This window comes from Flavobacterium pasteuri (assembly GCF_048286615.1).
In the GTDB taxonomy this organism is placed as follows: domain Bacteria; phylum Bacteroidota; class Bacteroidia; order Flavobacteriales; family Flavobacteriaceae; genus Flavobacterium.
In genome coordinates, this window is sequence record NZ_JBLVPN010000003.1 from 162,991 (window position 1) to 178,819 (window position 15,829).

The following is a 15,829-nucleotide window of genomic DNA, read 5'->3' on the forward strand; positions in this document are numbered from 1 at the left end:
TCAGAAAGATTCTAAACGTAGAATAAATTTTTAAATTAATGGTCATGGAAACTACATATCAAAACGAAGAACGCTACTTTAAAGCTAAAAAACAAGTAGAAGAAATAAAAGCATTTTATGGTAATTTGATTGCTTACATTGTTATAAACATAGGATTATTGATTCTAAATCTAGTAACAGCTCCGGATCATTTGTGGTTCTTCTGGCCATTAATTGGTTGGGGACTTGGGGTGTTTTTTCATGGATTGAAAGTGTTTAATTACAGTCCTTTTCTTGGAAGAGACTGGGAGCAGCAAAAAATTAAAGAGTTTATGGATAAGGAAAATGAAAGAAAAGACAATTGGACTTAATGTCGTGTTTTTATCTTAAATTGAATTTGTTTAAAACAGTAAATATTTAATGCCATCAAGATGAGAAGGAATTATAAATCAGAATTTAAAGAGTTTCAGCCAGAAGATAAATATGCTGATGCGCAGCGAAAAGTGAAACGATTGAAAGGATTTTACACGCATTTAATAGTTTATGTAATCATAAATATAATGATTGTATTTATTAATATTAGAGGTTTAGATGCTGGAGAAAGCTATTTTAAAATAGAGAATTTCTTTACCGCTTTTTTCTGGGGAATTGGTTTAACGGCTCATGCGCTCTCTACATTTATGCCCAATTTGATTTTTGGAAAAAACTGGGAAAATAAAAAGATCAAAGAGTTTATGGAAAAGGAAAAAAGTGAGAAATGGGAATAAAAACTATGGATTCAGAATTAATTTAATTTTCAGTTAACCAAATAACCAAATAACCTGATAAACGATTCAATATTAAATGACAACAATAATAATCGAAGACGAAAAACCAGCTGCAAGATTGCTGCAACGAAAATTAGAAAAACTAAATATTCAAGTAGATGTAATGCTGCATTCAGTAGAAGAAGCAATTGATTGGTTTTCTAATAATGAACATCCGGAATTGATTTTTTTGGACATTCAATTATCGGATGGATTGTCATTTGAAATATTTGATAAAGTTCAAATTAAGAGTGCTGTGATTTTTACCACGGCTTATGATGAGTATGCTTTGCGGGCTTTTAAATTGAATAGTATCGACTATCTTTTAAAGCCTATTGACGAGGATGACTTAGAGGTTGCCGTTTCTAAATTTAAAACACGTTTGCCAAAACAAGAAACCGGCTCGCGAGACTTCGGGATGGATTTTGATCAGATTAAAAAGATGCTTTCCAATCCATTTGAAAAAAATCATAAAAAACGGTTTACGGTAAAAATAGGGCAACATTTGAAAGTGATTTCTACCGATGAAATTGAGTGTTTTTTTAGTGAAAATAAAGGAACCTATCTTCATACTTTTGATAATAGGAATTATTTAATTGAAACAACTTTGGAGCTTTTAGAACAGGAATTAGATCCAGCAGCTTTTTATCGAGTTAGTCGAAAATTCATAGTTCCTCTCAAGGCAATTAAAGAAATTGTAATCTACAGTAACTCGCGATTAAAGGTTATTTTACCTTCTTATAAAGAAGACGAAGTGATTGTGAGCAGAGAAAAAGTTTCTGATTTTAAGAATTGGATTGAGTAAATAAATAGTTGGATTATTAATTTAGATTAAATCATTTAAAAATCTGATTATATGTGTATTATGTTTACGGTATAGATTATTCTTATGACGATTTTAAACCTTGAAAACCACTTTTCGAATGCCAATTATGACAAAGATTAAAGCGGTGTAAATTATAAAAAACGGAATGATATATTCTATCAAGTCCATAGGTAGCATTACCGCAATTATTAGTAGTTGAAAACCCAAACCGTAAATTGAAAGTACTGTCATAAACCAGTTAGGAAATGTTTTTACTTTGTAAGCTTCTTGATCAAGTGTGTGAATTATTTTATCAAACGTACCGTAGACAATAGTGTAAATACGGAATAAAATATCAACTGATTTTTGGGTTTCTCCCGGTAGAGCCTTTGGAGATTTATATTCGAATATTTTGCTTGTTGTATCTCCGCCTACTGATTTATTTCTTAAAATCACATAGTAATAATTGTATAAAGTTCCCTGTAATTGAATGCCAATAAAAGCCAAAATAGTAAACCAAAATGATGTTTTAGAAACATAACAAATGGTCATTAAAAATAGAAAATTCAGGATGATATCAAATACACTGTCCAAGTATCTTCCGGTATAAGAAGGCTTATTTTTTAATCGCGCCAGTTCTCCATCGGCAGCGTCAATCATTGATTTTAGAATGATGAAAAAACTTGCTAAATAATAACTTCCTTGCAGAATACAGTAAATAGCAATCAAGCCTGAAATACCAAAAAGTAAGGTGACGTGAATAGGAGTGAACCGAGTATTTTTTAATTGATTAGCAAGAAGTTTTCCAAATGGTCTTCCATAATCTGATAGATCTAAAAATTTATCTTGAGCAGCAAGTTTTGACATTTTAATAATTAATAAGCAAAAATAGATGTGACAATATAGTCAAAAACGAATGTTTTAATGTTTGTTCCTTTGTGAATATGACTCTAAAACTAGATAAAATTGAACTCCAAAAAGTAAGGTTGCTAGTACGAGATGTAAGGTTTGTGTGCCAAACGGAAAATCAAAATAGTACATCGTTATACCGGTAAGGATTTCGACGAGAAGTAAAAACATAACCCAATTTTGTTTGCTCGCATTTAGATTTAATTTTCTATTCATGTAGAATAAGTACCCATTGAGAGCAAACACAAGTATTGAAAATGATCTGTGAATGTAAAATATAACAGTTGGATTTTGGAGCCACATTACCTCTGGAGCTCCTGTTTTTGAAACAATATCCACTTGTTCTCTAACATCTGTTCCAAGTACGATTTGAACAAGAGTTAGAACTAGCGCTACGAGTAAAAAGACATTAAATTGGGTGTTGTAAGTAACAGGTTTTTTATTTGTTTTTACACTGTAAATCACTATGAGCTGAATGGCAAGTATCAACAAAGCTGCCAGCATGTGAGTTGTAATTTTATAAGGACTAAGTACAGAGTCTACCACTGTTTTACCAAGCCAAGCCTGGAATGCCATCAATACACAGACTATAAAAGATAAGTAAATAAGGCTTTTTTGTTTTTTTCTATAACCAAAGGAGAATACCAGTGTTACTATACAAGCTAAGCCCGCTAACGCTCCTAGGAGGCGGTTGATGTATTCTACCCAAGTGTGAATGGGATTAAAAATTGCATAATCGTGTTTTTGATAAGGTATCCAATTGGATGTTTCAAAATTCTTTTTAGCAACAAAATTCTCCTTAGCAACTAATAAGGATTCCTCTTTTATGATTACCTGGCCTTTATTATACTCCTTATTAGGTGCAAATAAAAGCTCTTTTTGGTCTGTTGGCGGAATGTAATACCCAAAACATTTAGGCCAGTCTGGGCAGCCCATTCCGGAGCCAGTCAATCGAACGAAGGCACCTGCAAAGATGACTAGATAAACCAAAACGAGAGCTATTTTTGCGGATTTTAGAAAGTATTTTTGCACAGGGGTTTTATTTTTTTGTAAAATTATCTCATTTCACTGTAGTAAAAGAGTACACAATAGTTAAACTTTGACTAAACCTAATTTAGATGCTTTTTTTAGCATAAAAGCATAGGCAGCATCATATTCATTTGGGATTTCACCCTCAAGGATTGCTTCTTTAATTGCTTCTTTGATGATACCAATTTCTCTTGATGGTTTAATGTTAAAATGTTCCATAATTTCTTCACCAGATATCGGCGGTTGAAAATTACGTACTTGATCACGTTCTTCTACTTCCACAATTTTTTTTCGAACTATTTCAAAATTTTTGTGGTACTTTTTAAATTTGTTTGGGTTTTTTGTTGTGATATCAGCTTCACAGAGTGTCATTAAGTTCTCTACGTCTTCACCAGCATCAAACACTAAACGCCGCACAGCACTATCTGTTACAGTATCTTGAGAAAGTACTATGGGTCTGGAACTCATCATGACCATTTTTTGAACAAATTTCATTTTATGGTTAAGAGGCATGTGTAAGCGTTCAAATATTTTTTTAGCCATTTTTCCTCCCAGGAATTCATGTCCGTGAAAAGTCCAGCCTTGTTTTTTATTAAAACGTTTTGTTGGAGCTTTTCCTATATCATGCAACAATGCAGACCAGCGGAGCCAAACGTCATCAGTATTTGGGCAAATATTGTCAACAACCTCAAGCGTATGATAGAAATTATTTTTATGCGTGTGACCTTCTATTTCTTCAACTTGGTTCAAAGCCGTTAACTCGGGAAGAATAATATCTAAAAGTCCTGTTTTGAACAAATGTAAAAATCCGATTGAAGGTTGATCTGTTGAAAGTATTTTATTCAATTCATCCACGATGCGTTCTCCAGAAATAATTTTGATTCGCTCTGAGTTCTTTGTGATGGATTGAAACGAATTTTCTTGTATATCAAAGCCCAATTGGTTCGCAAAACGAATGCCTCTCAACATACGCAACGGATCATCAGAAAAAGTAATATCTGGATCCAACGGTGTTTTAATTATTTTGTTTTTTAAGTCTTCAAGACCGTTAAAGGGGTCTAATAATTCTCCAAAATTATCTTTGTTCAAAGCTAAGGCAAGTGCATTGATTGTGAAATCGCGGCGGTTTTGATCGTCTTGAAGTGTACCGTTTTCAACAATAGGATTGCGACTATCAGACTGATAGGATTCTTTTCGAGCACCCACAAACTCAATTTCGGTGTCTTCAAAGCGCAACATTGCTGTTCCGTATGTCTTGAAAACCTGAACTTTTGGTTTGTTAGGAAGTAATTGAGATACTTTTAAAGCCAATTCGATTCCGCTGCCAACTGCAACAATATCAATGTCTTTTTTAAAGTCTCTGTTTAAAAGTAAATCTCTAACGAAACCACCAATTACATAACTATCTACGTTAAGTTCTTGAGAAGCTTGAGAGATGACTTCGAATATTTTATTATTTAAGGATTCTTTGTAGTTAGTTTTTATAGCCACGAATTCACGAATTTTTTTTATAAAATGATGCGTTTGTGTTCCAAAGAAATAGAATTAAAATTTGCTAAAATAGCCAACCTATTATTTGAAACTTTTAAGTAGTTTAAACATTGTGAGTAATGCTTTGGATGGAGGTTCTCGCTTGACTTTATTTCTAAAATTATTGAATCAAACAAAACAAAATCTGCATAAAACTTATGGTTTAAAATGATACTCTTATAATTGACGGAGTATTCTTTTTCTCTTTCGTAAGGAATATTTAAATTTTTGAATTCATATTCTAAAGCATCTTTATATACAATTTCTGAAAAACCACCACCTAAGTTACGGTGCACATCAAATAGAATTCCCATTATTTTATAGCTTTCTTCTTTGTATAATATCTCTGCCATAGTTCTAGATTTTTTTCCACCAACTCCCCAATTTACTTATTTTTTTAATTTTTGCTAATAAAATTCGTGAATTCGTGGCTATTTTCTATTTCCGAATCACTTTCACCTGAGAATCATTCGTTAATTTTATTATTGTCGAAGGTTTCCCGCCAATTTTTTCACGATGCAAATTTACAACATAGTCTACACCTTTTATAATTTCCGGACTAATATCTTTGAAGGCAATTGGTGTGGGTTTTCCCGAGATATTTGCGGATGTTGAAACTAATGGTTTTTTCATTTTTTCCATTAGTTTAAAGCAAAATGCTTCCTTGACAATTCGGATACCGAGCGAGTTGTCAGTCGATATAATATTTGGCGCTACATTTCTAGGTTTGTCTAAAATCAGTGTGGTAGGATTTTCAGATAAATCAATGATTTGCCATGCCACTTCTGGGATGTCATTAAAGATATTATACATCATTTTTTCGCCATTCATCAAGACGATCATGCTTTGAGTTTCGGCTCTTTGCTTGAGTTTGTATATTTTGGCAACAGCCTCAGGGTTTGTGGCATCACATCCAATTCCCCAAACGGTGTCAGTAGGATATAAAATGATTCCTCCTTCCTTTATGACTTCGTATGCTTTGTGTACTTCTTCGTTAAGATTTTCCATATTTTTATTTTTGTGGATATTTTAAGTTTTAGTTCAATAAAACTAGTGTAATTTCCGGTTTGTAAAAATACTTCATTTGAGCTTTGCAATCCAAATAATTTAATGGTTGCTTTTTGAGTGTACATGAAAATGTTTCATTTTTTAGGTATGGAATTTAAATTAAACACTTCCGGTCTACCTTTGATATTCTTTTGTTTTTACGTTTTGAGGAGGATCGTTTTTGACTTAAAAAGTAATATAATCAGGAAATGTAAACCATAGATTGTATAAACAAAATGCAATACCTACTTTTGTTTCCACTTAAAACATACTGATGCAGATAAATATCCACCCCCATTTCCTGAAAAACAAGTCGAGTTTATTGGCTATGATTGAAAATTTTGATTCAACAGGAGTTCTTTTTGGTGATGGAAAAAGAAATAAAATTAAAATATTTGATTTCGAGAATAGTACTTTTAATGTAAAATCGTTCAAAACACCTATTTTTTTTAATAAAATTATTTACTGTTATTTTAAGAAATCAAAAGCGAAAAGATCCTATGAATATGCGTTACGATTAATTAATTATGATATTGGAACCCCATTTCCAGTTGCTGTTTTTGAAAACAAATCTCTCATTGGATTAAAAGATAGTTATTATGTTTGTGAGCACATTCATTATGATTTCATGTTTAGAGATTTAATTGAAACAGATAATTTCCCTGATCTTGATACAATATTAAAACAATTTGCTTTTTTTTCATTTGATTTACATCAAAAAGGAATTGAGTTCTTAGACCATTCTCCAGGTAATACTTTAATTAAGAAGGTTGATGGACATTATGAGTTTTATCTGGTTGATCTTAATAGAATGAAATTTCATGATGCTCTTTCGTATGAAAGAAGAGTAAATAATCTTAAAAGATTAACACCTTATAAAGAAATGATAGCAGTAATAAGTAAAGAATATGCTAAATTATATCAGGTAGATGAAATTGTTTTTTTTGAAAAATTGTGGAAAGCAACGTCTGATTTTCAATATAAATTTTACAGAAAAATAAGGCTGAAACGCTTTCTTAAAATAGGGAAATCAAAAGCCTAATGTTATTCTTATAAATGTAGAATTAACTGTATTTTTTACATGATTTTGATTAGGGGTCGATAAAGAATATTTGTTTATTGGATTATAATATTAATTAGTGTTCCAAATAAATTTGGAATATTTAACCATTTTTGTGGCAGATGTGTAAAGTTGGGAGTAAGATTAAATAAAAATGACAAACTTAACAAATGAATAAAATAATAGATTGCTTTACATTTTTTAATGAACTTGATTTGTTGGAAATAAGGTTGAAATATTTATATGATGTTGTAGATTATTTCATTATTGTTGAAGCAGATTCTTCATATAATGGTCAGTCAAAGCAGATGGTTTTCGCTGATAATGAAGAAAGGTTTTTTCCTTTTAAGGATAAAATAATTTATGTGCCAGTAAGTTTACTGCATTTTGGCGACAAAAAAGGAGTGGCATGGGAGAGAGAAGAATATCAAAGGAATTCTATATATAAAGGGATTAACAGTCTTGGTATTAAAGATACTGATTTGGTTCTTATTAGTGATCTTGATGAAATTCCAAATAAGGACATTTTATTTAATTTAAAAAATAATCTAGATAGTAAAATTGTTATCAAAAAAGAGTATAAAATTATTTTACTTATAAAAGTTGCTTTCTATTTTGTAAAAAGTATTTTTTATATACTTATTAGAAAAGATTTAAATAAATTGAAGTCACAAATGAAACTGATTTATTTTACTCTTTTTAAAAAATATCCAGCGCCTCTTAATTTTGAAATGAATAATTACTATTACTATCTGAATTATCAAAAAAAGAATAGTGTTTGGTCAGGTACACAATGTTTACAGGCAGGGTGGTTAAAAATATTCAAGGCAAATGAATTACGAATATTTAGAAATTCTCCTTTGCAGTCCGTAATTAAAGGAGGATGGCATTTTTCGTATTTGGGAGGAAAAGACAAGATAAAGCATAAAATAAGAAATTTTTCTCACCAAGAATATAATATACCCGAGATCCTTTCCGATGAATATATTGATTTTTGTATTAATAATGGATACAGTTTGTTTGATTATTACAAAAACAAAAACAGTAAACCGCAATATGTGAAAAAGGAAATTACTCATCTTCCAAAAGATTTACAGGATATTGTTGTTGTGTATCAAGAGTTAATTTTTTAGTTAAATATCAAATGTGCTTTTGTTTTAAGTAATTCATAGCACGAGGACTAATCCAAGTTCCTTTTTGGATTGCATTAAAATAATAAGCAATTAGATTTTTTAGTATGTGTCGATATACTTGCAATTTTGGAATAAAAAACAAAAATAAACTTAAGATAGAAAAGCTAATTGTCTCCAAAAGAATTCCTAAAATCACTAGACTATGTAAATAAAGCTTTGTGCCTGACGAAAATTGATTGCTTATATAAGCATGTTTAGAAATAATTACTTCCGTTTTGGTGAGTGCTTTTGTTTTAATGTTTAATCGAGAGGCACCGCCATGTTGATGAAAAATAGTCGCTTTTCGTGTGACTGCAATTTTTCCTCCAGCCGTAGCCGTTTTTTTGCAAATATCAATATCTTCAAAATATAACCAATAATCTTCGTTCCATCCATTGATTTTATTGAACCAATCTCTGCTAATAAAAATAACTGCCCCAGTAACCCAATCAGGATAAAACAATTCCTCTTGGGTATTGAATCTTTTTTGCAGGTTTATTTTGTTTAGTTTTCTTGAAATAGCTCTTGATATTCCAAAAAAACGACCTAAAAGGGGAAATAAATTATTTTGGTTATAAAAAATATTGTTTTCATTAATTTGTAAGCAAGATAAAATTCCTATTTCAGGATGTGAAATGGCGGTTTGTAAAAGTGTTTCTAATGCTCCAAGAGTTAGTTTTGTGTCTGGATTTAAAAAAAGAAGATAGTTTCCATTAGCCAAACTTGCACCAAAATTGCACCCATTAGAAAAACCATTGTTACAGGAATTTTCTACGAATTTAAATGTTGGATATTTTTCTTTAAAAGCGGGGAATTGTCCATCATTAGAAAAATTATCAACAATAATAATCTCAAAAGATGATTTTGGAACAATTGTTTCTATAGATTTCAAGCATTTTTCTAAAGCTTGCCATCCACGATAATTGACTATAATTATTGATATGTCCAATAGTTTTTTTTTATTATGAAAAGATACCATTACCTTCACTTGATTTAGTAAGTGTAATGATTTTGTATTGTAAGAGCTAGTAATAACTAAACATCAAAGTTAGGTTTATTTTTCAGGAGTAAAAAATATTTTAAAATTTTTCAGAGGATTTTATTTTGTAGTTTTGTTCATAAAATAGAAGAGGTATAATTAAGTTTATGTAGATGGCATCATTGAAGTATATAATATTAAAAAGCAAAGTAGTATTAGCGATAATGCTACATTTTTATATTTACTTGGAAGTTTTTATAAAACGGAAAATGAGACGAGATGTCTCTGAAAAAGAGATTGTTAAGTTGCAGAATAAAGATTTTGTGATTATATCCAATAATTGTTTTGGTGGTCAGGCTTATCAGTGGCTAAACCTTCCTTACAATACTCCTTTTGTTGGACTATTCTTGTATGGACAGTGTTATATAAAGTTGCTGCAGAATTTTGATTTTTATTTAAAACAAGATTTGGTTTTTGTTACTAAATCTGCATATAAAGATACAATACAAGCGTATCCTATCGCTCTTTTGTATGATGTAGAATTGCATTTTCTTCATTACAAAACACAACATGAAGTTATTGATAAATGGTATAGAAGGTTAGAGAGACTTAAAGAACAAATTAATTATGATAACTTTTTTTTTCAGATTAGTGATCAGGATCTTATTGATGAGAATATCATTCAAACATTTCATAAATTAGATTTTAAAAATAAATTATCATTCTCTGCTTTTGATATTGAAGGGCTAAATAATCAGCAACATGTAAATGTATACAAGCAATATAATCAGTTTAAGACGTGTACACCAAACGGTAAGAAACTTTTTGAAATTTCATTTTTGTATATCGATTTTGTAAAATGGATAAATACAAAAACAATCACTAGAACCCGATTTAAGGATTAGAAAAAAATGCACTTATAAAAGTGCATTTTTTTTTTTTAAGTTGGTTATTTTTTCCTTTTTAACAAAGAAGAAGTTTTAAACCGCTACGTTATATTCACGTAAGGCATCATTTAAAGATGTTTTCAAGTCAGTAGAGGCTTTTCTTTGTCCGATAATTAATGCACAAGGAACTTGGAAATCACCTGCAGGAAATGATTTGGTATAACTTCCCGGAATTACAACTGAACGTGCCGGAACGTATCCTTTCATTTCAACTGGAGTTTTACCTGTAACATCAATAATTTTTGTAGAGGCAGTCAAACAAACATTAGCGCCAAGAACAGCTTCTTTTCCAACATGAACGCCTTCAACTACAATACAACGAGAACCAATAAATGCACCATCCTCAATAATTACCGGAGCAGCTTGCAAGGGTTCTAAAACTCCACCGATACCAACACCACCGCTTAAGTGAACGTGTTTGCCAATTTGAGCACAACTTCCTACTGTAGCCCATGTGTCTACCATTGTACCTTCATCAACATAAGCTCCAATGTTTACATAACTTGGCATCAAAATAACACCACTAGAAATATAAGCACCGTAACGCGCTACAGCATTAGGAACTACGCGAATTCCTTTTTCGGCATAGCCTCTTTTTAGCAACATTTTGTCATGGTATTCGAAGATTCCAGATTCCCATGTTTCCATTTTTTGAATAGGGAAATACATCACTACCGCTTTCTTAACCCATTCGTTTACTTGCCATTCTTCACCAACTGGCTCGGCAACACGTAATTTTCCAGTGTCTAATAATTCAATAACTTCTCTGATAGCATCAGTTGTTGTGGTTTCTTGCAACAAAGCACGATTTTCCCAAGCTTGTTCTATAATTGTTTGTAATGGATTCATTTTAGTTTAATTTTTGACAAAGATAGGATTTTTAGGCAAAAGCAAAAAAGCAAAATAATTAGAAAATGTTACATATTTAACTTCTTGTTTTATTATTTAATTTGAAATGACAAAATTCTTTAGTGTTGAAATGTTAAATTAGTAAACACAAAAAAAATGGTGTCAAAGGGACTTTTCTCTTAGTGCTAAGAATTGGAAAATTAAAATAGCTACCTTTGGAAAAAATAAACAAATGCCAAGAATTCTCTCCATAGATTACGGTCAAAAACGAACAGGAATAGCCGTTACCGATGAAATGCAAATCATAGCCTCGGGATTAACTACTATTCCATCACTAACTGCAATTGCTTTTTTGAAGGACTATTTCTCCAAAGAGAAAGTAGAAGCCGTACTTATTGGTGAGCCCAAACAAATGAATGGAGAACCTTCAGAAAGCGCTTCTATCATTAAAGGATTTGTAACGCATTTTACCAATCATTTTCCGGATATGAAAGTTATTCGGGTTGATGAACGTTTTACTTCAAAAATGGCTTTTCAAACCATGATTGACAGTGGACTTAGTAAGAAACAGCGTCAAAATAAAGCACTTATCGATGAGATTTCGGCAACGATAATGCTTCAGGATTATTTGACTCGGAAGATGTTTTAGAAATTCAACTGCAAAGCTTTTCAATTGACTAAAATAGATTTGAAATTCCTTACTTTTTAACAATAATTTGTTACATTTTTTTTGCTTATATAAAGTATATTTGCACTTTAAAATTTTGTTATGCCCGATACAACCATTCGTTCGCAAAGTGATGTAGTTCTTATAGGAGCTGGAATAATGAGCGCCACTCTTGGCTTAATTCTAAAAGAGTTACGACCAGATATAAAGATTGAAATATACGAAAGATTAGATATGGCTGCTGCCGAAAGTTCTGATGCATGGAATAATGCAGGAACTGGACATTCTGCTTTTTGTGAGCTTAATTACACTCCTGAAAGTGAAGATGGAAGCATCAACCCAAAAAAAGCAATCGGTATTGCGGAATCTTTCGAGGTTTCCAGACAATTTTGGGCCTATTTAGTGCAACAGAATAAAGTTTCATCACCTGAAAATTTCATTAAAAGTATTCCTCATTTGAGTTTTGTTTGGGGTGAAAAAAATGTAGAATATCTTAAAACAAGATATGAGGCTTTGCATTCGAATCCTCTTTTTAAACAAATGGTTTTCAGCACTGATTTTACGCAATTAAAAGAATGGATGCCTTTGGTTATGGAAGGTAGAAATGAATCTGAGAAAGTTGCAGCAACCTCAATGGCTATTGGTACCGATGTAAATTTTGGAGAACTGACACGAAATATTTTTAGTTATCTAGCTAAATTGGATGGAGTTACGATGTATTTTAATCATGAAGTTCAAAAAATGAGACAACGTGAAGATAAATCATGGAGAATAAAAATCACTGATTTGGCTACAGGCCAAAAAAGAAAAGCATATACTAAATTTGTTTTTATAGGTGCTGGTGGCGGTTCATTGCCGTTACTAGAAAAAGCAAATGTTCCAGAAGGAAAAGGTTATGGCGGTTTCCCTGTGAGCGGACAGTGGTTAAAATGCACCAATCCTGAGGTGATTGCTAAACATCAAGCAAAAGTATATGGAAAAGCGAGTGTGGGTGCGCCTCCAATGTCAGTTCCACATATTGATTCCCGAATGATAAATGGAGAAAGACAACTACTTTTTGGACCTTTTGCAGGTTTTTCAACTCGATTCTTAAAAAATGGTTCGTATTCTGATTTGCCATTATCCATAAAACCGGATAATATCATTCCGATGCTTGCTGCCGGTATTAAAAATATACCACTTACAAAATATTTGATTGAGCAAGTACGTCAGTCTCCTAAAGACAGGATTAATGCATTGAGAGAGTATGTTCCAGGTGCAAGATCTAAAGATTGGAAATTAGAACGTGCAGGACAACGTGTTCAAGTAATAAAAAAAGATGAAAAAGAAGGTGGAATATTAGAGTTTGGTACTGAAGTCATCACAACTGCTGATGGAACTCTCGCTGTTTTACTTGGTGCTTCTCCTGGTGCTTCAACCGCAGTTTCTATTATGGTAGATTTATTAGGAAGATGTTTCAAAGATGAAATTGAAACGCCAGAATGGCAGGAAAAATTGAAAGTTATGATTCCTTCTTATGGTCAGACTTTGAATGATAATCCAGATTTATTAACTGAAATAAGAAAAGATACTGCTTCTGTTTTAAAATTGAATAATTAGATACAGTGTTCAGTAATCGGTGTTCAGTAAGCTACGAATCACTGATTACTGATCACTTTTTTAAAACTCCATTAATTCCTTTGTGGTTTTTAAAATGTTTTCAGAGAGATTAGTCAACCAGATTAATTGTTCTATAACCAATTGCGCTTCCTGCATTTTCAATTTAAACGCTTCTTCATCAATAGGAATTCCTTCTTTTAATTCTTTGGCTCGAATATTTTTTAATTCCGTAAATCGCATAGCCAAATCTTCTTTTGGGAGATTTTCTTTTAGATATAAATCACTTTCTTTCAAAAGTGCAATTGCATTATCCAAATTTCTAATGACTGTATCCACTACAACGTTAAACGCTTCAGAAGCTGATGTTGTTTTGTGCGATTGGATGTAGGTTCCTAACGAAGCTGATGATGATAGTAATGAATGATTCAGCACCGCTAATTTATATACCTGTGGTAATTGCTTTTGTTTCGATTTAGGTTCTTGTACCATTCTTTGGAAAGAAGCCATTAAATTTCCTATTTCGATAAAAGCATTTTTTCGAGCTATACGATACGAAGTAGAAATAGTCCCTTTTTTATTGTAAAAAAGCGAAATTTCTTTCAAATAATTTTGATTTGCAATAATCGATTTTTCTATGTGTGACGGAATATTTAAAAACTCCCAAGAAGGCCATAAAAAGTGATTGGCTAGAAAAGCTAAAGCAGAACCTACAACCGTATCAAGTATTCTGTATTGAACTACATCAATAATATTAGGAGTTAATATTCCGTAAATAAAAACTACATACATTGTCACAAATGTGGCGCTGACTTTATAATTTATTTGGGTAAATGAAAATCCTAAAAGCATGCTTAAAATGGAAAGTATACTGATTGTAAAATTATCGTGTACTACAGAAAGAATCCCAAAAGCGATTAATCCTCCTATAATAGTACCAAAAATTCTATGAAAAGAACGTTGTTTTGTCAAGCCGTATCCAGGTCGCATAATAACTATAATAGTCAATAAAATCCAATAGACATTGTGAAAAGGCAGTATGTTTCCAATGATAAAACCAATCAACAATGTTATGGTTAGTCGTAGCGAATGTCTGAAAATTGTGGAAGAGAAACTCAGATTTTGAATCAAAGTGCTTAAAGGATAGTATTGTGGCGTCAGGAATTTTTCTAAGTCTTTATCCTTTTCTTTAAAGTCCTGTGAATTGAAGGCTAGCGTAAAAGCACGCTCTACAATTTTTATTTTCTCCACTTGTTTTTCAGCATACTGTAGCATGGTGGTCAGCATAAAAACACCTTCGGAAGCGGGAATTTTTCCTAAATTATCTTCATAATCCGTGATAGCAAGTTGTAAAGCATTCAAGTCACCTCGTAAAGTATGTTTAGAAATATATTTAGTTCGGTTTTGTACGCTTTTGGACAGTTTTTTTAAACTTGTGGCAAGATTGTAGGCTAATTTTTGATACGTCAACAACACCTTTGGATGGTCGTCAAATTTTTGATGCAATTTATCATGGTCGAATGAAGTAGCTAATGCAAGCTCTAGAATTTCCATCAATGAAATAAAAACGATTAACATTTTTCGGTTTTGATTGGAAGATCCAGAAGTCGTATAACTGCTAATTAATACTTCTCGTATGTTTTGTCGAATGGTGTTCAGTTCTACTTGAAGGTGTAATTGTTTTTCAATAATTGCTTTTCTATCAGCATTAATCGTCCATAAATCACCTCTTAATTTTAAATATTTAGCCGTAAGTTTAATACATTCTGCAATTTGTAATTCGATATAGCGATGAGGTCTTACATAATGAAAAATGAGGGAAATCATTAGATAAAATAATCCTCCGGATAATATTAAAAGGGAGTGTTGGACCATTGCCCAACCGGTATTGATGCTAGCAAATGCTAATGAAATAGAAATCAGCGCAGAGAAAGAGACCATTGTTGCTCGTTGTCCATACACAGATACCATCGACATCAGAAAAATTAATATTGCTAAAAAAGGATAGAAAATTAAGGAATAAGGATAGACAATATTCACTAACAAATTGACACCTGCAACAAGTAAAGCGGTAACCAGAATGCCGTTTATTTTATGTTTTAGATTACTTGGAATATCGCTTGGATAAGTGAAAAAAGCTCCTAATGCGATGGTAAAGCCTATTTCAAATTTGCCTAAAAAAGAAAGCACTACAACTGGAATAACTGCGGCTATTGTTACTTTTAGAGCATTAGTAAAATAAGTACTGTCGGTAAATCTTCGGATTTTGTGAATCATACAATTGTATTGCAAACAAAGGTAAGAATTGAGTGACTCATTCAAAGCATAATTTGCTCTGTTTTTGCCTAATTGGTAAAAAAACACTAATTATCGATACAGGATTATTCATTGTCTATTTTTTTACTATTTTTGCAGACTGAATTAAAGGGAAATTTATTTTCACTTTTATTACAA

At 31.7% G+C, this 15,829-nt stretch carries 16 protein-coding genes; 8 read left to right on the forward strand and 8 right to left on the reverse strand.

Translation table 11 applies throughout. The features are described 5' to 3' along the window. The first annotated feature begins 44 nt into the window (after positions 1 to 44). The 3 genes from ACNQF6_RS05690 to ACNQF6_RS05700 all read left to right on the forward strand — a co-directional run bounded on the left by ACNQF6_RS05690 (position 45) and on the right by ACNQF6_RS05700 (position 1,590). Complete coding sequence (locus ACNQF6_RS05690; RefSeq protein ID WP_417964045.1) at positions 45 to 350, forward strand: 2TM domain-containing protein; 306 nt, start codon at positions 45 to 47, stop codon at positions 348 to 350. 60 nt (positions 351 to 410) lie between these two features. Then, positions 411 to 746: a 2TM domain-containing protein gene (locus ACNQF6_RS05695; RefSeq protein WP_417964047.1), complete on the forward strand. Its 336-nt coding sequence runs from the start codon at positions 411 to 413 to the stop codon at positions 744 to 746. 76 nt (positions 747 to 822) lie between these two features. Then, positions 823 to 1,590: a LytR/AlgR family response regulator transcription factor gene (locus ACNQF6_RS05700; RefSeq protein ID WP_417964049.1), complete on the forward strand. Its 768-nt coding sequence runs from the start codon at positions 823 to 825 to the stop codon at positions 1,588 to 1,590. 93 nt (positions 1,591 to 1,683) lie between these two features. On the opposite strand, the gene ACNQF6_RS05705 is transcribed toward ACNQF6_RS05700, so the two are convergent. The 5 genes from ACNQF6_RS05705 to ACNQF6_RS05725 form a co-directional block, all read right to left on the reverse strand. After that, positions 1,684 to 2,457, reverse strand: a complete 774-nt coding sequence (locus tag ACNQF6_RS05705) for a CDP-alcohol phosphatidyltransferase family protein (protein ID WP_417964051.1) — start codon at positions 2,455 to 2,457, stop codon at positions 1,684 to 1,686. A 54-nt stretch (positions 2,458 to 2,511) separates the two neighbouring features. Further along, positions 2,512 to 3,531, reverse strand: a complete 1,020-nt coding sequence (locus ACNQF6_RS05710) for a COX15/CtaA family protein (RefSeq protein WP_417964053.1) — start codon at positions 3,529 to 3,531, stop codon at positions 2,512 to 2,514. Positions 3,532 to 3,591: 60 nt separating this feature from the next. Further along, the gene (locus ACNQF6_RS05715) at positions 3,592 to 5,019 is read right to left on the reverse strand and encodes a CCA tRNA nucleotidyltransferase (protein WP_417964055.1); all 1,428 of its coding nucleotides are present in this window, start codon (positions 5,017 to 5,019) and stop codon (positions 3,592 to 3,594) included. A 17-nt stretch (positions 5,020 to 5,036) separates the two neighbouring features. Beyond that, positions 5,037 to 5,411: a GxxExxY protein gene (locus ACNQF6_RS05720; RefSeq protein WP_417964057.1), complete on the reverse strand. Its 375-nt coding sequence runs from the start codon at positions 5,409 to 5,411 to the stop codon at positions 5,037 to 5,039. An 85-nt stretch (positions 5,412 to 5,496) separates the two neighbouring features. Next, the gene (locus ACNQF6_RS05725) at positions 5,497 to 6,066 is read right to left on the reverse strand and encodes an L-threonylcarbamoyladenylate synthase (protein WP_417964059.1); all 570 of its coding nucleotides are present in this window, start codon (positions 6,064 to 6,066) and stop codon (positions 5,497 to 5,499) included. 313 nt (positions 6,067 to 6,379) lie between these two features. On the opposite strand from ACNQF6_RS05725, the gene ACNQF6_RS05730 reads away from it, so the two are divergent. Then, positions 6,380 to 7,147, forward strand: a complete 768-nt coding sequence (locus ACNQF6_RS05730; RefSeq protein WP_417964060.1) for a Kdo domain containing protein — start codon at positions 6,380 to 6,382, stop codon at positions 7,145 to 7,147. A 188-nt stretch (positions 7,148 to 7,335) separates the two neighbouring features. Further along, positions 7,336 to 8,298 (forward strand): glycosyltransferase family 17 protein, encoded by a 963-nt coding sequence (locus ACNQF6_RS05735; RefSeq protein ID WP_417964062.1) that lies wholly within the window; start codon positions 7,336 to 7,338, stop codon positions 8,296 to 8,298. Positions 8,299 to 8,305: 7 nt separating this feature from the next. On the opposite strand, the gene ACNQF6_RS05740 is transcribed toward ACNQF6_RS05735, so the two are convergent. Beyond that, positions 8,306 to 9,286 carry a glycosyltransferase family 2 protein gene (locus ACNQF6_RS05740; RefSeq protein WP_417964064.1) on the reverse strand — a complete coding sequence of 327 codons (981 nt, stop codon included), beginning with the start codon at positions 9,284 to 9,286 and terminating at the stop codon, positions 8,306 to 8,308. 203 nt (positions 9,287 to 9,489) lie between these two features. Between ACNQF6_RS05740 and ACNQF6_RS05745 the strand changes: the two genes are divergently transcribed. Beyond that, complete coding sequence (locus ACNQF6_RS05745) at positions 9,490 to 10,221, forward strand: DUF1919 domain-containing protein (protein WP_417964065.1); 732 nt, start codon at positions 9,490 to 9,492, stop codon at positions 10,219 to 10,221. Positions 10,222 to 10,296: 75 nt separating this feature from the next. Here the strand turns inward: ACNQF6_RS05745 and ACNQF6_RS05750 are convergent, their stop codons facing one another. Then, positions 10,297 to 11,112, reverse strand: coding sequence for a 2,3,4,5-tetrahydropyridine-2,6-dicarboxylate N-succinyltransferase (locus tag ACNQF6_RS05750; protein WP_417964067.1), 816 nt, complete (start codon positions 11,110 to 11,112; stop codon positions 10,297 to 10,299). 232 nt (positions 11,113 to 11,344) lie between these two features. Here ACNQF6_RS05750 and ruvX point away from each other — a divergent pair, with 232 nt between their 5' ends. Further along, positions 11,345 to 11,761, forward strand: a complete 417-nt coding sequence (gene ruvX / locus ACNQF6_RS05755) for a Holliday junction resolvase RuvX (protein ID WP_417964069.1) — start codon at positions 11,345 to 11,347, stop codon at positions 11,759 to 11,761. Positions 11,762 to 11,881: 120 nt separating this feature from the next. After that, entirely contained in the window at positions 11,882 to 13,378 is a 1,497-nt protein-coding gene (locus ACNQF6_RS05760; protein WP_417964071.1) for a malate:quinone oxidoreductase, read from the forward strand. 60 nt (positions 13,379 to 13,438) lie between these two features. Here the strand turns inward: ACNQF6_RS05760 and ACNQF6_RS05765 are convergent, their stop codons facing one another. Next, positions 13,439 to 15,652 (reverse strand): FUSC family protein, encoded by a 2,214-nt coding sequence (locus tag ACNQF6_RS05765; protein WP_417964073.1) that lies wholly within the window; start codon positions 15,650 to 15,652, stop codon positions 13,439 to 13,441. Positions 15,653 to 15,829: the final 177 nt, after the last annotated feature.